The organism is Novosphingobium silvae, assembly GCF_009856825.1.
Lineage (GTDB): Bacteria > Pseudomonadota > Alphaproteobacteria > Sphingomonadales > Sphingomonadaceae > Novosphingobium > Novosphingobium silvae.
Window position 1 is genome coordinate 64,036 of record NZ_WVTD01000001.1, and the last position, 24,822, is coordinate 88,857.

General features: G+C 67.8%; 25 protein-coding genes. 14 read left to right on the plus strand and 11 right to left on the minus strand.

Annotated features, from left to right (window positions below):
- Positions 1–50 precede the first annotated feature (50 nt).
- Positions 51–995 (plus strand): helix-turn-helix domain-containing protein, encoded by a 945-nt coding sequence (locus GR702_RS00375; protein ID WP_160983979.1) that lies wholly within the window; start codon positions 51–53, stop codon positions 993–995.
- A 45-nt stretch (positions 996–1,040) separates the two neighbouring features.
- On the opposite strand, the gene GR702_RS00380 is transcribed toward GR702_RS00375, so the two are convergent.
- Positions 1,041–1,976: a ribose-phosphate pyrophosphokinase gene (locus GR702_RS00380; RefSeq protein ID WP_160983980.1), complete on the minus strand. Its 936-nt coding sequence runs from the start codon at positions 1,974–1,976 to the stop codon at positions 1,041–1,043.
- A 277-nt stretch (positions 1,977–2,253) separates the two neighbouring features.
- The gene (glpX, locus tag GR702_RS00385; RefSeq protein WP_160983981.1) at positions 2,254–3,234 is read right to left on the minus strand and encodes a class II fructose-bisphosphatase; all 981 of its coding nucleotides are present in this window, start codon (positions 3,232–3,234) and stop codon (positions 2,254–2,256) included.
- Between the two features lie 60 nt (positions 3,235–3,294).
- On the opposite strand from glpX, the gene GR702_RS00390 reads away from it, so the two are divergent.
- Positions 3,295–3,759, plus strand: coding sequence for a hypothetical protein (locus GR702_RS00390; protein WP_237449481.1), 465 nt, complete (start codon positions 3,295–3,297; stop codon positions 3,757–3,759).
- A gap of 71 nt (positions 3,760–3,830) precedes the next feature.
- On the opposite strand, the gene GR702_RS00395 is transcribed toward GR702_RS00390, so the two are convergent.
- Together GR702_RS00395 and GR702_RS00400 are read right to left on the minus strand one after the other, a co-directional pair.
- Complete coding sequence (locus GR702_RS00395; RefSeq protein WP_160983982.1) at positions 3,831–5,138, minus strand: homoserine dehydrogenase; 1,308 nt, start codon at positions 5,136–5,138, stop codon at positions 3,831–3,833.
- A gap of 159 nt (positions 5,139–5,297) precedes the next feature.
- Positions 5,298–6,143 carry a hypothetical protein gene (locus tag GR702_RS00400; RefSeq protein WP_160983983.1) on the minus strand — a complete coding sequence of 282 codons (846 nt, stop codon included), beginning with the start codon at positions 6,141–6,143 and terminating at the stop codon, positions 5,298–5,300.
- 378 nt (positions 6,144–6,521) lie between these two features.
- On the opposite strand from GR702_RS00400, the gene GR702_RS00405 reads away from it, so the two are divergent.
- From GR702_RS00405 to GR702_RS00420, 4 genes are all read left to right on the plus strand, one after another.
- Positions 6,522–7,190, plus strand: coding sequence for an energy transducer TonB (locus tag GR702_RS00405; RefSeq protein WP_160983984.1), 669 nt, complete (start codon positions 6,522–6,524; stop codon positions 7,188–7,190).
- A gap of 71 nt (positions 7,191–7,261) precedes the next feature.
- Positions 7,262–8,032, plus strand: coding sequence for a MotA/TolQ/ExbB proton channel family protein (locus GR702_RS00410; protein WP_160983985.1), 771 nt, complete (start codon positions 7,262–7,264; stop codon positions 8,030–8,032).
- A 136-nt stretch (positions 8,033–8,168) separates the two neighbouring features.
- Positions 8,169–8,702, plus strand: a complete 534-nt coding sequence (locus tag GR702_RS00415; protein WP_202407975.1) for an ExbD/TolR family protein — start codon at positions 8,169–8,171, stop codon at positions 8,700–8,702.
- Between the two features lie 28 nt (positions 8,703–8,730).
- Positions 8,731–9,165 (plus strand): ExbD/TolR family protein, encoded by a 435-nt coding sequence (locus tag GR702_RS00420; RefSeq protein WP_160983986.1) that lies wholly within the window; start codon positions 8,731–8,733, stop codon positions 9,163–9,165.
- 165 nt (positions 9,166–9,330) lie between these two features.
- Here GR702_RS00420 and GR702_RS00425 read toward each other — a convergent pair whose 3' ends face one another.
- From GR702_RS00425 to GR702_RS00445, 5 genes are all read right to left on the minus strand, one after another.
- Positions 9,331–11,802 carry a ligase-associated DNA damage response DEXH box helicase gene (locus GR702_RS00425; protein WP_160983987.1) on the minus strand — a complete coding sequence of 824 codons (2,472 nt, stop codon included), beginning with the start codon at positions 11,800–11,802 and terminating at the stop codon, positions 9,331–9,333.
- A gap of 84 nt (positions 11,803–11,886) precedes the next feature.
- On the minus strand, positions 11,887–13,314 hold the full coding sequence (gene pgmG, locus GR702_RS00430) for a phosphoglucomutase/phosphomannomutase PgmG (RefSeq protein ID WP_160984419.1): 1,428 nt from the start codon (positions 13,312–13,314) through the stop codon (positions 11,887–11,889).
- A 132-nt stretch (positions 13,315–13,446) separates the two neighbouring features.
- On the minus strand, positions 13,447–13,872 hold the full coding sequence (locus GR702_RS00435; RefSeq protein WP_160983988.1) for a hypothetical protein: 426 nt from the start codon (positions 13,870–13,872) through the stop codon (positions 13,447–13,449).
- Positions 13,873–13,986: 114 nt separating this feature from the next.
- Entirely contained in the window at positions 13,987–14,274 is a 288-nt protein-coding gene (locus tag GR702_RS00440; protein WP_160983989.1) for a J domain-containing protein, read from the minus strand.
- 4 nt (positions 14,275–14,278) lie between these two features.
- Complete coding sequence (locus tag GR702_RS00445) at positions 14,279–15,091, minus strand: division plane positioning ATPase MipZ (protein WP_160983990.1); 813 nt, start codon at positions 15,089–15,091, stop codon at positions 14,279–14,281.
- Positions 15,092–15,235: 144 nt separating this feature from the next.
- Here GR702_RS00445 and panC point away from each other — a divergent pair, with 144 nt between their 5' ends.
- The 4 genes from panC (at position 15,236) to GR702_RS00465 (ending at position 19,065) form a co-directional block, all read left to right on the plus strand.
- Positions 15,236–16,099, plus strand: a complete 864-nt coding sequence (panC, locus tag GR702_RS00450) for a pantoate--beta-alanine ligase (protein ID WP_160983991.1) — start codon at positions 15,236–15,238, stop codon at positions 16,097–16,099.
- A gap of 284 nt (positions 16,100–16,383) precedes the next feature.
- On the plus strand, positions 16,384–17,070 hold the full coding sequence (locus GR702_RS00455; RefSeq protein ID WP_160983992.1) for a response regulator transcription factor: 687 nt from the start codon (positions 16,384–16,386) through the stop codon (positions 17,068–17,070).
- Positions 17,071–17,116: 46 nt separating this feature from the next.
- Positions 17,117–18,472 carry a sensor histidine kinase gene (locus GR702_RS00460; protein ID WP_160983993.1) on the plus strand — a complete coding sequence of 452 codons (1,356 nt, stop codon included), beginning with the start codon at positions 17,117–17,119 and terminating at the stop codon, positions 18,470–18,472.
- Positions 18,469–19,065: a hypothetical protein gene (locus GR702_RS00465; protein ID WP_237449482.1), complete on the plus strand. Its 597-nt coding sequence runs from the start codon at positions 18,469–18,471 to the stop codon at positions 19,063–19,065. Before GR702_RS00460 ends, GR702_RS00465 begins: the two co-directional genes overlap by 4 nt.
- Before the next feature lie 15 nt (positions 19,066–19,080).
- Here the strand turns inward: GR702_RS00465 and GR702_RS00470 are convergent, their stop codons facing one another.
- Both GR702_RS00470 and GR702_RS21960 read right to left on the minus strand, forming a co-directional pair.
- Positions 19,081–20,733 (minus strand): NAD+ synthase, encoded by a 1,653-nt coding sequence (locus GR702_RS00470; protein WP_160983994.1) that lies wholly within the window; start codon positions 20,731–20,733, stop codon positions 19,081–19,083.
- 238 nt (positions 20,734–20,971) lie between these two features.
- The gene (locus GR702_RS21960) at positions 20,972–21,142 is read right to left on the minus strand and encodes a hypothetical protein (RefSeq protein ID WP_202407977.1); all 171 of its coding nucleotides are present in this window, start codon (positions 21,140–21,142) and stop codon (positions 20,972–20,974) included.
- Between the two features lie 168 nt (positions 21,143–21,310).
- Here GR702_RS21960 and GR702_RS00475 point away from each other — a divergent pair, with 168 nt between their 5' ends.
- From GR702_RS00475 to GR702_RS00490, 4 genes are read left to right on the plus strand one after another with little or no spacing between them, the layout of a single operon-like run.
- Complete coding sequence (locus GR702_RS00475) at positions 21,311–22,327, plus strand: ArsR/SmtB family transcription factor (RefSeq protein ID WP_160983995.1); 1,017 nt, start codon at positions 21,311–21,313, stop codon at positions 22,325–22,327.
- Positions 22,324–23,244: a methylenetetrahydrofolate reductase [NAD(P)H] gene (gene metF / locus GR702_RS00480; RefSeq protein ID WP_160983996.1), complete on the plus strand. Its 921-nt coding sequence runs from the start codon at positions 22,324–22,326 to the stop codon at positions 23,242–23,244. Before GR702_RS00475 ends, metF begins: the two co-directional genes overlap by 4 nt.
- Positions 23,241–24,302: a homocysteine S-methyltransferase family protein gene (locus GR702_RS00485; RefSeq protein WP_160983997.1), complete on the plus strand. Its 1,062-nt coding sequence runs from the start codon at positions 23,241–23,243 to the stop codon at positions 24,300–24,302. Before metF ends, GR702_RS00485 begins: the two co-directional genes overlap by 4 nt.
- Positions 24,302–24,820, plus strand: coding sequence for a GNAT family N-acetyltransferase (locus GR702_RS00490; RefSeq protein WP_160983998.1), 519 nt, complete (start codon positions 24,302–24,304; stop codon positions 24,818–24,820). Before GR702_RS00485 ends, GR702_RS00490 begins: the two co-directional genes overlap by 1 nt.
- Positions 24,821–24,822: the final 2 nt, after the last annotated feature.

Sequence of the window (24,822 nt, forward strand, 5' to 3'; positions counted from 1 at the left end):
GTTGCGCGCCGATTATCGCAGTTAACAGGGCATTCGCGGCTGGAGTGGGCATGCAGCGCAAGAACCGCCCTGCGGTCGATCCTGCCATCGCGCCGCAACAGGGTGTGACACGGGACGGGCAACCCCTGTCCTACAACCGGGCACCGGCGGCGGACCTCGCCCCGTGGGTAGCGCGGCTTTATGTGACAAAGGTGCAGGCTCCGGCCGACTATACCCTTGCGTGCGGCCTTCTGAACGACACGGCGTTCATCCGGGTCCAGCTCGCGGGCAAGTGGCGGGCGGACACCGCCACCGGCCGCGTCTTCTCCGAGAACGAGGCGATGTTCTTCGGGCCGCAGTCGCGCCGGATGCCGATAGCCGTGACGGGCAGCTTCATCAGCGTCGGGCTGGCGCTTCGCCCGGGCGCCTGCACCGCCCTGGGCGGGCCGCGCATGGGCGAGTTCCTTGACCGGGTGGTGCCGACAGGGGCGGTCGCCACGCCGTCCGAGCGCATCGTCGAAATGCTCGACCCGGCAGGCTCGCCGGAGGACTGGCTGCTGGCGCTCGAAGGCATGATCCGCGAGCAGGTGAGACAGGTGGACGGACGCTTGCCAGACCCGGTGACGGTGATGTTCGAGGAGATTACCTTCCGCGATCCGGGCATGTCCGTGACCACCGCCGCAGCCGAATGCGGCGTGGACCGGCGCAAGCTCGAACGCGTGATCAGCCGCGATTTCGGAATGCCGCCAAAGCAGGTCCTGCGCCGCGCCCGCGCGCTCGACATGGCAAGCCACCTGCGCGGTGTCGCCGACCGCAACGAGGGCGACGAGATCGCGCTGCGCTACTACGACGAAAGCCACCTGATCCACGAGTTCACGGACCTGCTCGGCATGTCGCCGCGCCAGTTCGTGAAGACGCCGCAGCCGCTCCTCACCCTCACGCTGGAATCGCGCCAGGCCCGCCGGCTCGAGGCGCTTCACCGGTTGCAGCCGGGCGCGCCCCGTCCCTGGGAGTAGGCCGCCCCAGGGAGTAGGCGCGGCGGGGAGTAGTCAGCGCTCCGATCAGTCGAACAGGCTCGAGACGGAGCTTTCGTCGGCGATGCGGCGAATGGCCTCGCCGATCAGCGGCGCGATGGTCAGGATGCGGATCTTGTTCGAATCCTTCGCCGCTTCGGTCGCCTGGATGGAATCGGTGATCACCAGTTCCTTCAGCGCCGAATTCGTCACGCGGCTCACGGCAGCGCCCGAAAGCACGCCGTGGGTGATGTAGGCCGTCACGCTGGTGGCGCCTTCGTCCATGAGCGCCTGCGCGGCGTTGCAGAGCGTTCCGCCTGAATCGATGATGTCGTCGATAAGGATGCAGGCACGACCCTTGACGTCGCCGATGATGTTCATGACCTCGGACTGGCCCGGACGGTCGCGACGCTTGTCGACGATGGAGAGCGGTGCGTTGTCGAGGCGCTTGGCGAGCGCGCGGGCGCGCACCACGCCGCCCACGTCGGGCGAGACCACCATGAGCGACTGGTCGCCGTAGCGGGCCTGGATGTCAGCCGCCATGACGGGCGCGGCGAACAGGTTGTCGGTCGGGATGTCGAAGAAGCCCTGGATCTGGCCTGCGTGCAGGTCGACCGAGAGCACGCGGTCGGCACCTGCCTCGGTGATGAGGTTGGCGACCAGCTTGGCCGAGATCGGGGTTCGCGGCCCGGGCTTGCGGTCCTGACGAGCGTAGCCGAAATAGGGAACCACGGCAGTGATGCGCCGCGCCGATGCGCGCCTCAGCGCGTCGATGCAGATCAGCAGTTCCATGAGGTTGTCGTTCGCCGGGAAAGCGGTGGGCTGCACCACGAACACGTCCTCGCCGCGCACGTTCTCGTGGATCTCGACGAAGATCTCCTCGTCGGCGAAACGACGAACGCTGGCGTCGGTTAGCGGCAGCTCGAGGTATCCCGCAATGGCGCGGGCGAGCGGCATGTTGCTGTTGCCGGACATGATCTTCATTTGGCGAATCCCCGTGACGTTTCCTGGCGGTCTGTCGTTGGGACCGGCCCTGTAGCCCGGTGTCGCGGGATTGCAATAGTCGGCCGGGGGTTTGTGCGCCGAAGGCTGGCGCGACGCCTACATCGATCCGCCAGCGATCCGCGCGCGCCGCCGCCTCTGACGGCATGTCCGCCCGACCTCGGCACAGCGCGGCGCCTCTTGCGCCGTTGCCAAAGAAAAAGCCGCCCGCGGAGTTTTCCGCAGGCGGCCTTTCATGCATCCGGCGAACCGGACAGGATCAGATGCGGTGCTCGCCCTTGATCCAGCGCACCGTGCCAGAGCTTGCGCGCATCACGACGCTCTCGGTCGTCATGCGGCCGCCCTTGAGGCGCTTGACGCCCTGCAGCAGCGAACCGCTGGTGACGCCCGTCGCCGCGAAGATGCAGTCGCCCTTGGCAAGGTCCTCGAGCTTGTAGACCTTGTTCAGATCCTCGATGCCCCACTTGCGGGCACGGGCCCGCTCGTCGTCGTTGCGGAACAGCAGGCGGCCGTTGAACTGCCCGCCCACGCAGCGCAGCGCGGCGGCGGCAAGCACGCCCTCGGGCGCGCCGCCCGATCCCATGTACATGTCGATCGTAGTGTCCTCGTCTGTCGTCGCGATGACGCCGGCGACGTCACCGTCGCCGATCAGCACGACGCCGCAGCCGATGGAACGCAGTTCGGCGATGAGCTCCTCGTGGCGCGGGCGGTCGAGCACGCACACGATGATCTCTTCGGGCTTCACGCCCTTGGCGGCCGCCACGGCCCTGACGTTCTCGGTCGGGCTCTTGTCGAGGTCGATGATGCCCTCGGGATAGCCCGGCCCCACGGCCAGCTTGTCCATGTAGACGTCGGGCGCGTTGAGCAGGCCGCCTTCCTCGGCAGCGGCCAGGACCGCGAGCGAGTTGGGACCGGCCTTGGCGGTGATGGTCGTGCCCTCGAGCGGGTCGAGCGCGATGTCGATCTTGGGACCGCGACCGGGGGCGCCGCCCACCTTCTCGCCGATGAAGAGCATGGGGGCCTCGTCCCGCTCCCCCTCGCCGATCACGACGGTGCCGTCCATGTAGAGCTCGTCAAAGGCCTTGCGCATCGCCTCGACTGCTGCATGATCGGCGGCCTTCTCGTCTCCGCGCCCGATGAGCTTGGATGCGGCAATGGCGGCGGCTTCGGTGACGCGCACCATTTCGAGCACGAGGACGCGATCGAGGACTTTACTTGCGGGGGTATTGCTGTCGGACATGTTCACTCCGGATTAATCCAGGGAGGAAAGGTTCGAACCGCTTAGACAGAGGAATTTGAATTGTCGAGAAGCTGGCTCTACCTTTTCGCATTCGCAATAGCGGCGCCCGTCCCGGCGATGGCGCAATCGGCTGCGCCGCAGTCATCCACGCAGGCCGCAGAGGACCGCGCCATCGCGGAAAAGATGCTGGGCGTGGGCGGGCGCGTGACGCCCGATCGCATCCGCAACCGCTGCGCCAATCCGACCCGCCCGGGCGAGATCGTGGTCTGCGCCCCGAACCAGGACCAGTTCCGCGTTCCCGATACCGGCGACGATCCCGATCAGTCGATTGACGAAGGCGATCTTGCTCCCGCCGATGTCGGGGGACGGGGCATCTTCCGGGGCAAGTCGACGATGAGCGGCATGTGCATGATACCGCCCTGCCCTCCCGAGGCGCCCTACATCATCGACCTTTCCTCGATCCCCGAAGCGCCCGAGGGCTCCGACGCCGACAAGATCGCCAAGGGCGAGATGCGCGTGCCCTAGCGACTGCACGAAGGGCGCCTTCGCGCGCCCTCCGTCCGGGCAGACGCGCAGTTATCCCGCTCGTGCGTCCGTCAGGCGCCGATGATCTGCATGACCAGCGGCCGCGCGGCAAGGCTGTCGGACCCATCGAGGATGCGCATCGCCTCGTTCACCGCGCTTTCGGGGCCGGGATGGGTGACCACGGCCAGGATGACCTCGCCGTCCTGATCGGGATCGCCCTTCTGGATCAGGCTCTCGATCGAGACCCCGGCATCGCGCATGGCGGCGGTGATGTCGGCCAGCACGCCAGGGCGGTCCGGGACGGTGAAGCGGATATAGGAGCTGGTGATGCGGTGCCCGGTCTGTGCCGGCTCCATCTCCTCCAGTTCCCCGGCAGGCATTGAGAAGGCGGCGCCTTTCTCGCCCCGCGCGATGTCGATGATGTCGGCAACCACCGCGCTCGCGGTGGGCCCGTCGCCCGCGCCGGCGCCCTGGAACAGCAGTCGGCCCATGAAGTTGCCCTCGGCGACCACGGCATTGGTCGCGCCATCGACATGGGCGAGCGGATGATCGATCGGCACAAGGTGCGGGCGCACGCGCTGGAACAGGCGGCAGGTACCGTCGGTCATGTCGGTGCCGGCCATGCCGATCAGGCGGATCACATAGCCGAGCGCCCGGGCCTGTTCGATGTCGGCCGCCTTGACCCGGCTGATCCCCATCGTCTCCACCGCATCGAAGCGCAGGCGCGAGCCGAAGGCGATGCCAGCCAGGATCGACAGCTTGTGCGCTGCATCGATGCCCTCGATGTCGAAGGTCGGATCGGCTTCGGCGTAACCCAGCCGCTGCGCATCGGCGAGGACATCGGCGAAGTCGCGCCCGGTGTCCTCCATTGTGGAGAGGATGTAGTTGCAGGTGCCGTTGAGGATGCCGTAGACCCGCTCGATGGCATTGGCCGCCGCGCCCTCCGACAGGCCCTTGATGACCGGAATGCCCCCCGCGACCGCCGCTTCGAACTTGAGCGCGACGCCGGCCGCTTCCGCGGCGGCGGCAAGCTCCAGGCCGTGATGCGCGATCATCGCCTTGTTGGCAGTCACCAGTCCCTTGCCGCCCGCGATGGCGTGGCGGGCGAGGGCAAGCGCCGGACCGTCCGAGCCGCCCACCATCTCCACCACCACGTCCACGTCGCTGCGGGCGGCCAGATCGGCGGTATCGTCGACCCAGTCGTAGCGGGAGAGGTCGACGCCCCTGTCCTTCATGCGGTCGCGCGCACTGACCGCCGCGATACGGATCGGGCGGCGGGCGCGGCGGGCGATCAGCTCCGCGTTCGTCTCGATGAGGCGGACCACGCCCCCTCCGACGGTCCCCAGTCCGGCAAGCGCGATATTGAGCGGTTCGACCATGCAAGCTCCTTTTCGGGAGCGCGCCCTAGGACAGCCGGAGGGGAAATGCCAGCAGCTTGCGGGATCAACGATCCTGTTTCACCTGTTCAGCTTTCCGGAACGACATGAAGTAAGCCCCGCCGCGAAATATAATGTCCGCAATCTGCCGCCGCGAAGGACTTACTTCAAGGTCCTGTCGCAGGGACCGAGGTCACCCAAAACCATCCGGTAGTCGGACAGCGCCTGCTGCTGCGCGGCGAAGCTGTCCGAGACATTGGCGCGGGCCGGAGGAACGTTCGGCAGGAAACAGGCGAGGCGATACCATTCGATCGTGTCGCGCTGCGGCGGGTGGCCGATATCCGCAACCAGTTCGGAGAAGGAGACGCCCCACGCCGGAGCCGCGCCGGGCTCGTGCCGGACGGTGATCGACGCGGCCGAATTGTCCACGGTGTTGAGGAAGATCTGCGTCTCCCCCTGCCCTGCCAGGTTGCCCGGCACGTACAGCAGTTCCCGCACGCCCGTGATCTTCGCAGGCGCGTCCGGCGCCACGAAGCCGCGCAGGATCGCGCGCAGACGGGCCTCTCCCTGCACGGTCCAGTACTGCTGGGCGGTCGGGCTGACCAGCTGCAGCTCGCCCGGGCGCCCCGGCACGGCGCGCGCAAAAAGGAAGACGTCCACTTTCTTGAGCTTGGGCGGCTTTCCGCGTGCATCGAGCGGAAGGTCGACCAGGTAGCTGATCGATTCGCCCAGCGGCGCCTTGCCCGTGAGCAGCGCCCGTGTCCGGGCCTGAATGTAGAACCGGCCGTGCCCGGGTGTCAGCCCGTTCGCACGCCGATCCTCGATGCGGACGACCTTCGCGACCTGCGCGTGCACGACAAGGCCCGCCGAATCGGCAAGGTCCGCTATGTCCGCGTAAGTGACTGGCGGAGGGCCGGCTTCCACCCCTTGGGCGGCCGCGACCGGTGCCGCGAGCGCGAGATAGGCACTGGCAAGGCCTGCCGCAAGGTGCCGGATTTTCGACGACATGAACGATAATCTCCGAGAAAATGCGATGGCTTATAGCGACAGGCGGGGGCCGTGACAAAATTGCACTGGATCAATTTGATCGGACGCGGCATGAATTGTGCGTTAACCCAAGCGGGGGCGATAAGCCGTTGCGCGGGGGGGGGCTTCACCGCTAAGAAGCCTGCAAAATGGGGCAAAAATACTAATAATGCCCCGCGGTTCGCCTTCCGTCGGGTTCGTTCTCGGAAGAGGCAGACTGTCAGCCGTCAGGGTGGGTAATTTGAGTTTCGTCATGGTTTTCTCCCTCCGGGAAGAAGCCATGGGCGCCCTTGGACACGTCTTGTCGGGTTTCATTCCGTCCGATACGTCCGGGGCTTGGTAATGGAGTGATGCGTCTGAATGGCTTACGCTGACCAGCAAATGAGCACCAACAAGATTGTTGCTCTTGTCATTGTCGCCTTGATCCACGTCTTCGTCGGCTATGCGCTCGTCACCGGCTTGGCCTACAAGGCGGCGCAACAGGTCATCAAAAAGGTGACCACCGTGGACATCAAGGAGGAGCAACCCAAGGAGGAGGAGCCGCCGCCACCTCCGCCTGAGCAGCCGGATACGCCGCCGCCGCCCATCGTGGCGCCGCCGCCGCCGATCCAGATCGCCCCGGCTCCGCCGCCGGTGCAGACCGTGATCACGCCTCCGCCGGCTCCGCCGGTCGTGATCGCGACCGCTGCTCCGCCGGCTCCCCCGCCGCCTCCGCCGGCGCCGGGCCCCTCGAAGGCCCGCGGCGTTCGCCCCAAGGGTCAGGCCGGCTGGGCTGGTCGCATCCAGGCCAACTACCCGACCCGCGCCGCTCGTGAAGAGCGCGAAGGTCGCGTGGGTGTTCGCGTCCAGATCGGACCGGACGGCAGGGTCACCGCTTGCTCGGTCTCGGGCTCCAGCGGCAGCCCCGACCTCGACGAAGCGGCCTGCGACGGCATGACCCGCTACGCGCGCTTCGATCCGGCGCTGAACGACGCGGGTGAACCGGTCTCGTCGTCCTACCAGACCGCGATCGTGTACAAGCTCAACTAACTCCAAGGCGGCCGGGACGGCACCTTTTGGTCCTGGCCAACACCCTGCATTCTTCTTGAGAGGTATATCGCATGCTTATCGTTGACATCCTTGCCGCCGGTGCGGGCGCGCCGCAGAACAAGTTCGGCTTCATGGAAGCCCTCGAGCAGGGCGGCTTCATCGCCTACGCGACCGTGATCATCCTGGGCATCATGTCGTTCGGTTCGTTCTACATCCTCTTCACCAAGTGGTTCGAGCAGTCGAAGATCCTTCGCCAGTTCGGCGTCGTGCGCACCACCTTCTGGCGCGCTCCGACCCTGCGTGAAGGCGCTGCCAAGCTCGACAAGAACAGCGCATGGCGCCAGATCGTCGACGACGGCCTCGCCGCCGAAGACCAGCACGCCAAGATGACCGACTCGCTCGAGGCGCATGACTGGCTGCACGGCTCGCTCGCCCGTTCGGAAGCCAGCATCAACGCCCGTCTGGCCGGCGGCCTGCCCTTCCTCGCCACCGTCGGTGCGACCTCGCCGTTCATCGGTCTGTTCGGTACCGTCGTCGGCATCTACCGCGCACTGATCGCCATCGGTCTTGCCGGTTCGGCCTCGATCGACAAGGTCGCAGGCCCGGTCGGTGAAGCTCTCATCATGACCGCGCTCGGTCTGCTCGTCGCGGTTCCGGCCGTTCTCGCCTACAACTACCTGCAGGCGCGCAACAAGCGCATCGCCGAGCTGCTGACCGGCTTCTCGAACGACGTGCTCGCCAACATTAACTCGAAGGGCGCCGTGAAGCCCGCCATCGCCTCCGCTCCCGCGAAGGCCGCTGCGGCTCCGGCCAAGCCGGCCGCCGCTCCGGCCAAGCCGTAAGACGCACGGGACCGGCGGGTCGGCTCCGGTTCAGGCCCGACCCGCGAACCCGTCGGGGCCAACACAAGGGCGGCGGCACGAAGCATGCGAGAGGCCGCCGCCGGCCTCCAGGCAACGCAAGGATTAGGACAAGACTATGGCGATATCCACGGGCGGAGGCGGTGCAGATACACCGATGTCCGACATCAACACGACGCCGCTCGTCGACGTCATGCTGGTGCTGCTCATCATCTTCCTGATCGCGGTTCCGGTCGCGATCCAGACGATCGAGAAGCTGCGTATCCCGGTTGTTGCCGCGGTCGAATCGAAGGACAAGGTCGAAAACCTGCTCCTCACCGTCTCGACCACGGACAGCTCCGGCCGCAGCGCCGGCGAACCCGGCTACGAAGGCGCGGCTCGCAACGGCGAATGCCGCATCTACTTCAACAACGTCACTCCGGTCACCTCGGAAGAGCTGCGCGACCAGGCTTTCAAGCGTCTCGATGCCATCGTGAAGCGTGAAGGCGGCCCGCAGGCCCTGATGGCCAATCCCGATCTCATCCCGCAGGTTCACATCCGCGGCGACGTCCAGGCTCCCTGGCGCTGCGTCGCAGGTGCGATCTACAACGTTCAGGTCTCGGGTTATCCGACGGTTGGCTTCATCACCAACCCGATCGACCCCGCCGGCTGACGTTCGGCAGGAACAGGAGTAAACTCTCATGGCAATGTCAGGCGGCAAGGATGATGGCGCCCCGATGATGGACATGAACACGACGCCGTTGATCGACGTCATGCTCGTGCTCCTCATCATGTTCATCATCACCATCCCGGTTGCGACCCACTCGATCGACATCGACCTGCCGGTCGCGACGCCTCCGACGAACGAGCCGCCGCCGATCGATCCCGTGAAGAACAAGGTCGTTCTCACGGCGGACGAAAAGATCCTGTGGAACGGCACCCAGATCGACTCAGCGACGCTCACCAACTCGCTTCAGGCCACCACCCGGATGACCCCCGAGCCGGAACTGCAGTTCCAGCCCGAGCCGGAAGCCAGCTACGAGCTGTCGGCGCAGGTGCTCCAGGTCATCAAGGCCGCGGAAGTCACCAAGTTCGGCTTCGTCGGAAACGAACAGTTCGCGACTTTCGGCAAGTAAGCCGGGTTCAAAGACTGGTCCCCGCAAGGGACACCCAAAAGGGGCGGAGCGATCCGCCCCTTTTTTGTTGAGGACCCTCCCGGCCTCCTGTTCGGTGGGCCCCTCGATGGCGCTCCCCATCTGATCGCGGCTCGCAGCCCGGCGGGAGCCGCAGCGCGTTTGCGCTCACTCGCCCTCTTCTTCCTCCATCGCCGGGTCGACCCGCATGGCGACCGAGGCAAGGCTCTCGGCCTCCAGCAGGAGGTCGTCGTCCGCCGCGCCCGAGGGCAGGTTCTCACGGCCGATCATCGAAAGCGCGGGGACCGACAGTGGACTGATCCGCTCCAGACGCACATGGTCGATCTCCTTACCCGCACGGTCGAGGACGTCGGCGACGCGGCCCACGTCCGTCATGCGGGCACGCGCATCGGCCCATGCGGCCTGTATCAGCAGATGGTCGGGCTCGTATTTGCGCAATACGTCGTAGATGAGGTCGGTGGAGAACGTGACCTGCCTTCCAGACTTGCGCTTGCCCGGCTGCTGCCGCTCCACCAGACCCGAAATCACCGCAACCTCGCGGAAGGCCCGGCGCAGCAGGTACGATTGCTGCACCCAGTCTACGAACTCGTGCGTGAGGATGTCGGGCGACAGCAGGATGGCCGGGTCCTCCACCGGCTTCAGTCCCCACACGATCAGCGTGTAGTCGGTCGCCACGAAGCCCAGCGGCCCAAGGCCCCTTGCCTCCATGCGCCGGGTGACGAGCATCCCCAGCGACTGGTTCGCATTCCAGCCCTCGAAAGTGTAGTAACTCGTGTACTCCAGCCCGCGATGGGGGAAGCTCTCGACCAGCAGGCGTCCCGGCGCGGGCAGGTGCGAGCGCCAGTCCTGAACCTCCAGCCATTCGCGCACGTCGTCGGGGAACCGCGACCACCCGGCCCTGTCCGACAGCATGGCGCGCACCCGGTCGGCAAGGTGGGTGGAGATCGGCAGGCGCTGTCCGGAATAGCTGGGGATGGTGGCCGAACGCCTGGCGGCCCGCACGATCAGTTCCAGATCCTTCAACCCCTCCACCTCGAGGTCCATCCCTGCGAACCGGAAGGTATCGCCGGGTTCCAGGCTGGCTCCGAAGCCCTCTTCGACCTTGCCCAGCGAGCGCCCGTTCCGGAAGCGAACGTCGAGCATCTCGGCATCGACGATGATCCCTGCATTCAGGCGGTGGCGTGCGGCATGCTCCGGGTGGGTGAGGCGCCATGTCCCGTCGCGGTCGCGCACGATGCGGCGGAACCGGTCGTAGGAGCGCAGCGCATACCCACCGGTCGCCACGAACTCGAGCACGCGCGAGAACGTATCTTCCTCGATCCAGGCATAGGACAGCGCGGAGCGTATCTCGGCCCGCAGGTCGTCCTCGCGGAAGGGCCCGGCGCAGGCCACGGCCATGACATGCTGCGCCAGCACGTCGAGCCCGCCGGGGCGGAACGGATCGCCGTCGCGCTGGCCTTCGCGCACGGCCTGCTGCGCCGCGAAGGCCTCGAGGAACTCGAAGCGGTTGCCCGGCACAAGCACGGCCTCGCTGGGCGTATCAAGCCGGTGATTGGCACGTCCGATACGCTGCAGCAGGCGCGAGGAGCCCTTGGGCGCGCCCATCTGCACGACCAGGTCGATGTCTCCCCAGTCGATCCCGAGGTCGAGGCTGGCGGTGCATACCAACGCTCGCAGCTTTCCGTCCGCCATTGCCGCTTCCACCTTGCGGCGCGCTTCGCGGGAGAGCGAGCCGTGGTGGATGCCGATCGGCAGGTTGCCCTCGTTCGCATCCCAGAGTTCCTGGAAGATGTATTCGGCAAGGAACCGCGTGTTGGTGAAGACCAGCGTCGTGCGGTGCGCCCGGATCTGCTCGATCAGTTGCGGGATCGCCCAGGTGGCTGCGTGGCCGCTCCAGGGAATGCGCTCCTCGCGCGGTAGCAGGATGTCGACCTCCGGTTCGGCGCCGGGCTCGCCATGGACCAGTTCCACACTGTCGATCTCGCCCCAGGGCGCAAGCCAGGCGCGATATTCGTCCGGATCGGCCAGCGTCGCGGAAAGCGCGGCGCGCTGAAGGGCGGGGTTGATCGCCTGGAGCCGGGAGAGAGCCAGCGCCAGCAGATCGCCGCGCTTGCCCGTGGCGAAGGCGTGGACTTCGTCGATCACCACCCGCTGCAGCCCGGCGAAGAGTTTGCCCGCCTCGGGATAGCTCAGCAGCAGCGAAAGCGATTCGGGCGTGGTCAGCAGGACGTGGGGGGGGCGGCTGCGCTGGCGTGCCTTGCGGTCGGACGGCGTGTCGCCGCTTCGGGTTTCGACCCGGATCGGCAGGCCGATTTCCTCGATCGGCGCAAGCAGGTTGCGCTGCACGTCGGTGGCCAGCGCCTTCAGGGGCGAGACGTAGAGCGTGTGCAGGCCCTCGGGCGCGGGCACGCCGTCTAGCCGGGAAGAGCAGAACGCGGCGAGCGTCGGCAGGAAGCCCGAGAGTGTCTTGCCCGCACCCGTGTCGGCGACGAGTAGGGCGTGCTGCCCCCGGTCGTCCGCCTCCAGCATTGCCGCCTGGTGGCGCCGGACCCGCCATCCACGCGCATCGAACCAGGCGGCGATCTCGGGAGGGACGGAGCCGGGCGCGTTCGTGTTCATGCAGCGGAGGAGGAGCATATCGGCACGAGGAAGGAAAGCACCGCGCGCCAGCGAGGTTGCACGGTCGCCCGCGTCCCCGCCGCGTCAGCCGTGGCCGCCCTTGCCGTCGCCCGCCCGCTTCACTCCCGAGAGGGCGAGTTGCCCGTCGATCTCGGCGACGAGCCGCGCGAGGCCATCGGCCGTGGCGCTCTCGGCACGGGCAGTGAGCGCAGCCTGCGTGTTCGAGGCTCGCAGCAGCCACCAGCCCTCACCTGTCTCCACGCGCACCCCGTCGAGCGCGTTCGCCCGCAGCCCCGTGGCCGCAAGCCTTTCGCGCACCTCCTCCACCACGGCGAACTTGCGATCCTCGGGCACGGCGAAGCGCAGTTCGGGGGTGTTGTGCATGACCGGCATGGTATCGCGTAGCTGCGCAACGGAGCGGTTGAACCGGGCACACGCGGCGATCAGCCTGACAGCGGCGTAGAGGCCATCGTCGAAGCCGAATGCATCGTCGGCGAAGAAGAAGTGCCCGCTCGTCTCGCCGCCCAGCAGCGCGCCCGTCGCCTTCATTCTGGACTTGATGTGCGAGTGCCCGGAGGGCGACATCTGGGCCGTCCCGCCCAGTTCGCGCACCGTGTCGAAGACGGCGGCGGAGGCCTTGACGTCCGCGATCACCGTCGCTCCCGGGCGCCGCGCCAGCAGGTCGCGGGCAAAGATCATGAGCAACCCGTCTGCGTCGAGGACCCGCCCCTGCCCGTCGACGATGCCGAGCCGGTCCGCATCGCCGTCGAAAGCCGCACCGAAGTCGAGCTTCTTGGCCGCGACGAGCGCCTGCAGGTCTGCAAGGTTGGCCTCGATCGTCGGATCGGGATGGTGATTGGGAAACCGCCCGTCCACTTCGGAGTGAAGCAGATGGTGTTCGCCAGGCAATCGCGAGACGAGCATTTCAAGCGCAGGCCCCGCCGCGCCATTGCCCGCGTCCCAACCCACGCGAAGGCTGCCGAGGTCGTGCGGATCGATACCGGAAAGCCCTTCGAGCAGCCAGTCGACGTAAGCGGGCAGGATGTCGCGCTGCTCGATCCTGCCGGGACTGCGGGGCGCCGGCGCCCCGTCCGTCGCTTCGAGGCGGCGAATGTCGGCGCCGAAGAACGGCCGCCCGCCAAGTACCATCTTGAAGCCGTTGTGATCGCGGGGATTGTGGCTGCCAGTTACCTGAACGCCGCCCTGCACCTCTGGGGTTGATGCCTCCGCGAAATAGAGCATGGGCGTGGGGCCAAGCCCGATGCGGATGACCGTCACGCCCGCTTTGACGAACCCTTCGACGAGCGCGGCTTCCAGATCCGGCGAACTGAGCCGCCCGTCGCGGCCGACGACGACACGGGGCTCTTTGCCTGCGGCAATCGCCGTGTCCGCCACAATCGCGCCGAACCGCGCGCCGATCGCCCGGGCATCGGCCTCGAACAGCGTCTCGCCGTAGACGCCGCGAATGTCGTATTCGCGCAGGATCGAAGGATGAAAGACGTGGGGCTGCATCATCCTCCATCTGTGCCCCAGGGCCGCCACCGCAGGCAAGCGCGCATCGGGAGGTGAAGGGCATCGAAGCGCCAACTTCCCCCCATTGCCGCAACGACCCTGCCTCCGATGATCTGACGCGACGCGCCCCGCTCAAACCTCGCGAAGCCAGGCGTCGAAAGCCGATACCTCGCGCAGGCGGTTGTTCACGAAGACGCCGAGATAGGAGCGGTCCTCCACCGCGAAAAACGCGGGCGAGGGCACTGTGCAACTGTCTCCCGAAGCCTCCACCTCGCTGATTTCGGCGTAGTACCGGTCGCGGCGCAGGGTGAACTGGTAGAGGCCGAGCCCGCGCTCGCCTTTCAGCATGTTCGTTTCCTCCAGGCGCACGGGTGCCCGGTCGCGCTTGCCTGCCGAGAGGGTCCAGCCCCGGATGAGGGCCAGGTCTTCAACCGGACTGCGTGCCGGGTAATCGAGGATGCGATCGATGACGTCGTTGTCGAAGCGCACGCCCAGTTCGTCGGCGCGCTGCGCCACGGCATCGTCATCAAGGCCCGGCGCTTCGTTTATCAGCCGCACGAGCCTGCCAAGAGAGCGGCGGCAGCGGCGCCGATCCCCGGCAACAGCATGCGGCGTGATACGGGCATCGTCCCTCCCCCCGCCGCGCTGCGGCTACATCCGGGTGCCGCGCCGTCAGACCTCTGCCGGAAGCTGCGCCAGCAGGACGTCGCGCGCGGCGTTTGCTTCGTGGACCTGTTCGCTGCTGCCGCCCCGGTCCGGATGGACGAGAGCCACGCGCCGCCGGTGCGCCTCCACGATCTCGCGGCGGCTTGCGCCCGCCTCGATGCCGAGCAGCGCCCTTGCCCGCGCGGCCTCGAACGAAAGGGCGCTTCGCGGGGTCTTCGCCTGCCAGGGCCAGCGGCCCGAGTAAAGGCGCCAGGCGATGCAGGCCAGCGCGACCAGCCAGAGCAGTTTCACCACCGGGTCACGCGCCTGCCGCGAGCGCCGCTTCGCCGGCCCCGCGCTCGGGTATGGGCAGGTTCAGGCCCGCCAGGAGGCCGCGCACTTCCTGCCGGGCAACGAGATGGCTGGTGCCAAGGTCGCCCAGATGGCCCTTGTCGAGCAGCGTCAGGCCCGAAGGGAACAGCTCGCGGAAGATGACGCGCTCCGAAAGGCCGCCCGCGATGCGGAAGCCGGCACGCTTCGACAGTTCCTGTAGCGCTCCGTCGATGCGGCGCATGTTGCGCGCTTCCACGTGCTGCACGCGGTTCCTCACCACCACCCAGTCGAGATCGCGCCGACCCTCGTTGATGGTCTTGAGACCGCGCTTCTTGCGCGCTTCCCACATGACCTCCGCGTAGAAGGACAGCCGCTTGACCCGGAAGGTCTCGCTGTCGACCTGACCGAGGAGATCGAAGTCGACGAAGCTGTCGTTGAGCGGGGTGACCAGCGTGTCGGCGGTGGTGGCGACATGGCGGGCGAACGCATCGTCGCGGCCCGGAGTGTCGAACACGAGGAAGTCAAATCCTTCCGCGATCTGCTCGGCGAGATCGTCCAGTTCATCGACATCGTCGCCATCGTAGACCGCGAAGCGCGCGCCGGGCAGCGCGATGTCGCGCTTGCGCTCGGTTTCCACCCGGTTCTCCAGATAGCGGAAGAGGGTGCGCTGGCGCGGATCGAGGTCGATGCACGCGACATTCGCGCCCTGATAGGCAAGCGCGATGGCGACATGGACGGCGGTGGTGGACTTGCCGGTGCCGCCCTTCTCGTTGGCGAAGACGATGCGATGCGCTGTCACGGGACCGATACGCTTTCCTGCTGCGGCGCGAAGGACAGGTCCTTGGGCCGACGTTTCAAACATTGCCCCCAGAAGCGCGCCGGGTCTAGAGAACCACCCGCGCGCCTGCCGGTCGCGGCCATCATACTGGAGCAGTGAACCCCAATGCAAACCGTCCACACCCTTGATCCACTGCGCAGTGCCGTCGCCGCCCTGCGCGAGGCCGGGCCGGTTGCCCTGGTGCCAACGATGGGCGCGCTCCATGAAGGGCATCTGACACTCGTGCGCGAGGCCCGCAGGCACGCGCGGGGCGTGGTGGTGTCGATCTTCGTGAACCCGCTGCAGTTCGGCGCCGGAGAAGACCTGGACGCCTACCCCCGCCAGCTTGCGCGCGATTCGGCCTTGCTCGAGGCGGAGGGCGTGGACGTGCTCTGGGCCCCCACGGTGGAGGCGATGTACCCCGCGGGCTTCTCGTCCAACATCTCCGTTGCGGGCGTGAGCGAGGGCCTGTGCGGCGGCGCGCGCCCCGGGCATTTCGATGGCGTGGCGACCGTCGTGTGCAAGCTGTTCAACCAGGTCATGCCGGACGTTGCGCTGTTCGGCGAGAAGGACTGGCAGCAGCTCGCCGTGATCCGCCGCATGGCCCGCGACCTCGACCTGACGCGCCCGGCGGCCGATGCGATCCTCGGGGTCGAGACGGTCCGGGAGGAGGACGGCCTCGCCCGCTCCTCGCGCAACGCCTACCTCTCGCCCGAAGAGCGGGAGGCGGCCGTCGCCCTGCCGCGCGCCATGCACCGCGCAATCGCCGGGATCGAGAACGGCGAAGACGTCGCGCAGGCGCTTGAGGCGCTGAAAGCCGAAATCATCGCCGGCGGCTTCGCCTCGGTCGACTATGCCGAGCTTCGCGACGCGGAGAGCCTGGCCACGCTGAACGCCCGGGCGAGCCGCCCCATGCGCCTGCTGGCAGCCGCGCGGATCGGGCCGGCACGGCTCATCGACAACATGCCGGTTGCCGCCGCCCCGCAGTGACCAGGCGCCCGGACTCCTGACCCGCCCACCTCTTGCGGGAGGGAGGGATGACAGGCATTGTCAGGCGACCTCGGCGGCGCGCCAGTGTAGGTTCGGGCGGATACGATGGGGGCATCGCCGCCCGCGCATGGGCGCGGCCGCCGTCGCGGGGGAATGGCCATTATCGATGCAACGTCCTGCCGGCGCGGCACCAGCGTGCTGATCGCCTTGCAACGCCCCGACACGGGCGGCGGCCTCGCGCACCGGGCCGTCGCGGTCGTTCATGGCAGAAAGCGCGGCGCACGATGAGCGGGCTGAACATCCTCTATATCGAGGACGATTCGCGCGCGGCCTCGCAGGTCAGGGAACTTGCCCTCCAGTCGGGAGACACCCTGAGCTGGTGCGCCACGGGAAGCGACGGGCTCAAGCGCGCGGGAGCCGAACGCTTCGACGTCATCATCCTCGACCGCATGCTGCCCGACCTCGACGGGCTGACGATCCTTGCACGCCTGCGCGAAAGCGGCGTCGGCACCCCGGTGCTGCTGCTTTCGGCGCTGGGACGCAGCTCCGACCGCGCCGAAGGGCTGGATGCGGGCGCGGACGACTATCTTGCCAAGCCGTTCGAGGCGGACGAACTGCTGGCTCGCCTGCGCGCGCTACATCGCCGCGCCTCCGGCCGCGAGCATTCCGCCGTCATCCTCTACGGCGCCTTCGAGTGCCACGTGAAGGCCCGCACCGCCTTCCGCGACAACCGTCACCTCGCGCTGAGCCCCAAGGAGTTCGAGCTTTTCCGCTACTTCATGGAGAATGCGGGCGAAGTCCTCACCCGCGAGATGCTGCTGCGCGACGTGTGGAAAATGAACTTCGACCCGCAGACCAACGTCGTCGACGTCAACATAGGTCGCCTGCGCCGCAAGCTCGAGGAAGGTTTCGACCGGCCCGCCCTTGCGACCATATGGGGCTCGGGATACCGGCTGCTCGACGGGCGGTGAGGATGCCTTTCCATGCAAGGCCCCGATTCCGGGGCGAACCTTCGGCATGAGCCGCCTCATCCTCATTCGCCACTCGATCTTCGCGCAGATCGTCGTGTGGGCGATCGCGACCGCGGCGACGATCACCTTCGGCCTCTGGGCGCTCACCAACGCAACGATCCAGCGGACCAACCGGCAGGCTCTGGAGCGGGCCGTCGACGTCGACCTTGCAGGCATGGTCGACATCTATGCCAGCGGCGACGAACACGAACTCGCCAAGCGGATCAAGGACCGCCTCGCCCTGCAACCGCGCGCCGGGGCCACCGCGCACTACCTGCTTGCCGACGACCAGGGCAATCGCATCGCCGGCGATCTCACCAGATGGCCGGGCCTGCGCGCCGGGCTGTCGGAAGCCGGAGACGTCAGGATCGACGGTAACGAGGGGGCGTTCGCCCGCTCCACCCAGCTTGCCCCCAACCTGAGGCTGCTGGTGGCGCACGAATACAACGACCTCAGCGTCCTGCAGCGCCAGGTCGCGCTGGTGTTCCTGACGGGCGGCGTGCTGGCGGTGCTCGCGGTGGCGCTGGGCGGATGGACCGCGGCGCACCGGCTTGCCGGAAGGCTCGAGCGGATCAACGCCGCCTTTCGCCAGCCCGACGATGCAGCGCTGGAGCAACTGGCCCGCAGCTCCGTCGGCCGCGACGAGATCGACGAACTGACGAGCCACTCGGGCAATGCGCTCTCGCGGCTGAAGCGCCTGGCGGCCGCGCACCGCGAGACGAGCGACCACGTCGCGCACGAGATGCGCACGCCGCTCATGCACCTCGACAACCGACTGGTGAAGGCGCTCGCCGCCACGCCCGATGGCGAGACCGCGGCGCGCATTGCCGACGCCCGCAAGGAAATTCGCGGCATCATCCGCATGCTCGAATCGCTTCTCGACATCGCCGCGAGCGAGGCGCGCCGAGGAGACCGGCACGGGCTCTCGCCCGTGGACCTGAGCGCCCTCGTCACCCGACTGGCGGAACTCTATGCCGACAGCGCGGAGGATTCGGGCCATCACCTCGCCTTCGACGTGGAGCCCGGCGTCATGATCGACGGGGAGGAGATGCAGCTGACACGGCTCGTCACCAACCTGCTCGACAACGCCTTCAAGTTCGTGCCTGCCGGTGGTACGGTGCGCCTCACGCTGCGGCAGGGCCCGAGACTCGTGGTGAGCGACGATGGACCGGGCATCTGCGAGGATCAACGAGAACGTATTTTCGAGAAGTTCAGTCGCGGTGGCAGTCGCTTCGGAACGGAAGGGGCCGGCCTTGGCCTTGCCCTGTGCCGCGCAATCGCCGAGCGGCACCACCTGGAGATCAACCTGGTGCCCACCGAGAAGGGCGCCTGTTTCAGCGTTACGCCGGAGTCGAAGCGATGAGCCTTGCATTGCGCCGCCGCCCTGCCCCCTTCGCCGCCATCCTCTGCGCGGCCCTGTGCACCGCGCCATGCGCAGCAGCACCGGCAGCCCCTACAGCCGCGCAGGACGATGCACCCGCGCTTGGAGAGAGAGTGGCGCTCGCGCTGTCGAGCGCGCAGGCCGCGCAGGCCGGAGCAGACGCCTCGGCGCTCGCACAGGCGCTTGGCGTGATCGAACGCGCAGGCGCCCGTCCCCTCGCCGAGTGGCAGGGGCAAGACCCCGTCCCCGCCTGGCGCGCGCTGGTCGCCACCACGCCCAGCCCGCTTCGCGGCAGTCCCCTTGGCCCCGGTTATCGCAGCGGCAAGGCCGCGCCCGGGCGAAGCGACAGTTTCGAGCAGGTGTTCCTTTCGGGCAAGAAGGCCAGCATCGCCCTTTCCACGCCCAGCAACACGCCCATGACGCTGCAGGTCCTCGACGCCGACCGGCGGCCCGTCTGCACTGCCGCCGACGCCCGTCGCGGCTGCCGCTGGATACCCCTTTTCACCCAGCGCTACGTGATCGAGGTGCGCAACGGCGGCGACCGGGTGGCCGAATATTTCCTCGTGGTGGAGTGACCTGCTGGCCGCCCTTCACTCGCTGCGAAAAGCGTGAGTGATCGGATAGCGGCGGTCCCGGCCGAAGTTGCGCGAGGTCAGCTTGACGCCCGGGGCGGACTGGCGGCGCCTGTACTCCGCGCTGTGGAGAAGGTCTTCCACCGCCCTCACCGTTTCCCGCGCGAAGCCTTCCTGCACCAGCTGCCCCACGCTCTTGTCGTTCTCGACGAGGCCGACGAGGATGGCATCGAGCATCTCGCCCTCGGGCAGGCGGCCGCTCCCGTACGGTCCCCCGCGCGCCGTGTCTCGCCGTCCGCGAAGCAGCGTGGCCTGCGGGATCACCGCTCCGGCCGGGCCAAGGCCGATGCGCGGCACATGGCCGTTCCGCCAGCTGGCGAGCGCGGCGACAGTGCTGGCGTAGGCATCCTTCAGCGGATTGTAGGCGGCCGCGCCCGCGCACAGCGCTGCATCGCCGGTGCCGAGATCGCTCTTGTCGCTGCTCGTCACCAGCAGCGAGCCGCGCCGCCCCGCGAGGATGGCCAGCGCCGCCGCGCGCAGCTGGCGCTCCGGCTCTTCCTCCGTCCGGCTGCTGGGCACATCCCCATCCTCTTGCCCCAGCATGGCGTCCATGCTCTCGAGCGCCGCGTCGATCGGCATCGGCGCGCAGCGGATGCCCAGTGCGCTGGCGCAGGCGGCTGCGTCCTCCAGCGCTGCACCGGCCGTGGAGCGCGAGGGCATCATCACGGCGCGAACGCGTTCCGGCCCGAGCGCGTCCACCGCGATCGCGGCGCAGGCGGCCGAGGCCACGCCGCCGTCCAGCGCCAGCAGCGCGCCCCGAAAGCCACCCCGGTTCACATAGTCCCGCAAGGCCAGGACCATGGCGCAGTAGATGTCCTCAGGATGCGCGGCCAGGGCTTCCACGGTGCCGCGATCGCATCGCCAGCCTCTCACCGTCTTGGTCCAGCGGGTTTCGAAGACCTGCTCCTCCCAGTCCCTCAGCTGCGCTGCGAGGCTGCCATCGCCGTTGACGACGAAGCTGGCCCCATCGAACACCAGTTCGTCCTGCCCACCCACGCGGTTGAGGTAGGCCAGCGGAAGCCCGGTATCGACCGCGCGGCGCTTGGCCACGCCCTCGATCCGCAGGGCATCCTTGTTCATCTCGTAGGGACTGCCGTTGATCGAGACGAGGATCTCGGCGCCGAAATCGGCAAGGTGGCGGCACACCTCGACGCGCCACAGGTCCTCGCCAACCGGCACGCCGATCATTGTGCCGCGCAGGATCACCGGTTCGGGCAGCGGGCCGGGCTGGAACAGGCGCATCTCGTCCAGCGTGCCATAGTTCGGCAGCTCGTGCTTGAGGCGCACGGCCGCGACTTTCCCCTGGTCGAGGAGAGCGACGCCGTTGTGAAGCGCGCCATCGAGGATGAAGGCCGAGCCGACCAGCATCGCCGGTCCCTCGCTCGCGCTCGCTTCTGCCAGTTGCTGCAGTTGCGCGGCTGCGCGTTCGATCAGGGCGGGCTTGAGGACCAGGTCCTCGGGCGGATAGCCGACAAGGTGAAGTTCGGGGAAGACCACAAGGTCGCTGCCCTTCGCCTGCTCGCGCGCGGCAAGGACGCCTGCCGCATTGCCGGGAATGTCTCCCACCGACTGGTTGAGCTGCGCGAGAGTGATCTTCAGCGTGTCGGGCATGGCCCGGTTGATGCCCGCGCCACCGGGGCAGTGCAAACGAAAAGCCGTGCCCGGAGCATGGACCTACGGAGTCCGACCGGAGGCTTTGCGCTTGCGCCGGATACAAAAAACCCTCCCGCTAAGGAGGGCTTCTGTCCGTCGTGAAACGGACTTTCCGTCAGGACCCCGAAAAGTCCCGGATCGAAAAGCCGCGGGGGCCAGCGAGCCGCGAGGGCAGGCGCCAGACCCCCAGAGCCGATTACATCGCCTCGGACGCAGCCTCGGTCGGCACGTCGGTGGCGTCACCGGTCATCATCTCTTCCGGAGTGGTTTCCACCGACTCGGTGGCTTCGGGAGCCGGTTCACCACCACAAGCAGCGAGCGACAGTGCGGCGACCGACGCGAACGCGGCGAAAGCAATCTTCTTCATGCGAATCCCCTTGCATTGTTTGGCGCATAGGCCAACGCTTGCAGGCAAGCCTGCAGTGGCACTCTTTAGACGAGACGATGGTGCAACGCAAATAGGAATGATGGTGGCCGAAATCGGCTGTTTTCCTAGGGCTTGCAAACATATAAAGATATCTTTATATGCCTTGCCATGCGGATCGACCCCCTCCTGAGAGCTCTTTCTGAGCCAACGCGGCTGCGCATCATGCGCCTGCTCGCGCATATGGAGCTGGCGGTCGGCGAGCTTGCGCAGGTGCTCGGCCAGAGCCAGCCCCGCGTCTCGCGCCACATCCGCATCCTGTGCGACGCGGGCCTTGCCGAGCGGCGCAAGGAAGGCAGCTGGGTGTTCCTGCGCAGCGCGGTGAACGAGCACGGCCCTCTCTCGATGGGGAGCGTGGCGGCGCAGCTGCTGACGCTGGCGGAGCGGGAGGACGCGCAGTTCTGCGCCCGGTGCGCCGAGGACCGCCGCCACCTGGCAGCGATCCGCGCGGCGCGGGAGGCGAACGCGCAGGCCTACTTCGCGCGCCATGCCGAGGAATGGGACACGCTGCGCAGCCTGCACGGCGCCGACGAGCCGGTGGAGGCCGCCTTGCTCGACACGCTGGGCCGGGATCCGCTCGGCGCGCTGCTGGATGTGGGCACCGGCACCGGGCGCATGGCCGAGCTTCTCTCCCCGGGCGCGGGGCAAGTGACCGCGCTCGACAAGAGCCCCGAGATGCTGCGCATCGCCCGCGCGCGCCTGCAGACGCTTCCGGCGGGCAAGATCGACCTCGTGCAGGGCGATTTCACCGCGCTGCCCTTTGCCCCGGCCGCCTTCGACACGGTGCTCTTCCATCAGGTGCTGCACTATGCGCAGGATCCCGGCGCGGTGCTGGCGGAGGCCGCGCGCGTCCTTCGGCCGGGCGGTCGCATCGCGGTCGTCGATCTTGCCGCCCACGACCGCGAGGAACTGCGCGAGCGTCACGCCCATGCGCGCCTCGGCTTTTCGGACGAGCAGATGCTGGCGCTGCTCGCTTCCGCAGGGCTGGTCCCGGCCGCCCCCACCGCATTGCCGGGCGATCCGCTCACCGTGAAGATCTGGACGGCGCGGCGGGAAAGCGCCACGGGCGACCACGCCCTCCCCGCGCCCAGCGAAGCCAACGCCAATCGAGAGACAAGCCCGACATGACCGCTGCTCCCCAGCCCGCAACCGGGCGCACTGCAGAGACCCCGCTTTTCGCAGGGGCCCGGGGCGACATCTGCGTCTCCTTCGAATTCTTCCCGCCCAAGACGGAGAAGATGGAAGAGCAGCTGTGGGATGCGATCACCCAGCTTGCACCGCTCGATCCCAGCTTCGTCTCGGTGACTTACGGCGCGGGCGGCTCCACGCGCGAGCGCACGCATGCGACCGTTTCGCGCATCGTGCGGGAAACTTCGCTGGTGCCGGCCGCCCACCTCACCTGCGTGGCGGCAAGCAAGGCCGAGATCGCCGAGGTGGTCGACCAGTACTGGGAAGCGGGCGTGCGCCACATCGTCGCCCTGCGCGGCGATCCGCCGCCGTCTGACGGCGGCCGCTTCGTGGCCCATCCCGAAGGCTATGCCAGCGCCGCCGAGCTGGTCGAGGGACTTATGAAGCGCCACGACTTCGAGGTTTCCGTCGCCGCCTATCCCGAGGTTCACCCCGAAGCGGCGAGCGCCGACCTCGACCTCGACAACCTCAAGCGCAAGATCGATGCCGGCGCCACCCGCGCGATCACGCAGTTCTTCTTCTCGACCGACGCCTATTTCCGCTTCCTCGACAAGGCGCTGGCGGCGGGCATCACCGCGCCGATCCTGCCCGGCATCATGCCGGTGACGAGCTTCACCGCGATCCGCCGCATGTCGGGCAATACAGAGATCCCGGACTGGCTGGAGACGATGTTCGAAGGGCTCGACGAGCGTCCGGGCCCCCGCGCCCTCGTCGCCGCGGTGGCGGCCGCGGACCTTTGCAAGCGCCTCTACGAAGGCGGCGTGCGCGACTTTCACTTCTACACTCTCAACCGCGCCGAGCAGGCCTACGCCATCTGCCAGCTGCTCGGCCTGCGTCCCAAGGAGCTCGCCGCATGAGCGTGCGCGAAACATTCCTCGCCGAGGCGGCCAAGCGCATCCTCATCACCGACGGCGCGTTCGGTACCGAGATCCAGAACTGGAAGCTCTCGGAAGCCGACTATGCCGGCGACCTCGGGCTGACCCACGACCAGAAGGGCAACAACGACATCCTCGCGCTGACCAAGCCCGAGGTTCCCGAGGCGATCCACCGCGCCTACTTCGAGGCCGGTGCGGACATTGCCGAGACCAACACCTTCTCGGCCAACCGCATCAGCCAGGCCGATTACGGCGCCGAGCATCTGGTCCGCGAGATCAACGTGGAATCGGCGAGGCTCGCCCGCCGCCTTGCCGACGAATTCCAGGCGAAGGACGCCGACAAAGGTATTTGGCGCCCCCGCTTCGTCGCGGGCGCGATCGGGCCGACCAACAAGACCCTTTCGCTCAGCCCCGACGTGAACGATCCCGGCTACCGCGAGATCGACTGGGACACGCTGGTCGACGTCTACAAGGAGCAGGCCGCCGCCCTCGTCGAAGGGGGCGCGGACTTCATCCTGATCGAGACCGTGTTCGACACGCTGAACGCCAAGGCGGGCGTGATGGCGGTGCGCCAGCTGGAGCACGAGCTTGGCCGCGAAGTGCCGATCATGCTTTCGATGACGCTGACCGATCTTTCGGGCCGCAACCTGTCCGGCCACACGGTCGAGGCGTTCTGGCACGCGGTTCGGCACGCCAAGCCCGTCACCATCGGGCTCAACTGCTCGTTCGGGGCGACGCAGCTGCGCCCCCACGTGAAGACGCTGTCGGAGATCGCCGATACGCTCATCATGATCTATCCGAACGCCGGGCTGCCCAACGAACTGGGCGCCTACGACGAGATGCCAGAGACCACGGCGGGCTTCGTGGGCGAATGGGCCGTCGCCGGGCAGGTGAACGTACTGGGCGGCTGCTGCGGCTCCACCCCTACGCACATCAAGGCAATCGCCGAGAAGGTGGGCGGCATGGCTCCGCGTGCGCTCCCCCGGCTTGAGCCCGTCACGCGCCTTGCAGGGCTCGAGCCCTTCATCATGGAGGCGTGATGGATCGGCTTCCGATCTGGCGCATCCGCCCGGCGGGGCCGGAGGATGCCGAGGCGCTCGCCCTAGTGGGCGGGGCGACGTTCCTCGAAACCTTTGCAGGCGTCATCGACGGCGCCGGGCTGGTCGCGCATTGCACGCGCCAGCACGCGCCCGAGAGTTATCGCGCCTACTTCGCCGGAGGGGCAAACGCCTGGCTCGCCGAGATCGAGCCGGGCGGCGCGCCGGTGGGCTACGCGCTCCTGTGCGCGCCCGAGATCGAGCATGCGCAGCTCGGCGATGTGGAGCTCAAGCGCATCTACCTGCTTTCCCGCTTCCAGGGCTCGACCATCGCCAGCGCCCTGATGCAGGCGGTAGTCGCCCACGCGCAAGGCGCAAGGCGCCTGCTGCTCGGCGTCAAGGACGACAACCACCGCGCCCTTTCCTTCTATGCCAAGCACGGCTTCGAGACGATCGGCACCCGCCGCTTCGACGTGGGCGGCAGGACATACGACGACTTCGTGCTCGCACGGCCTCTCTGATT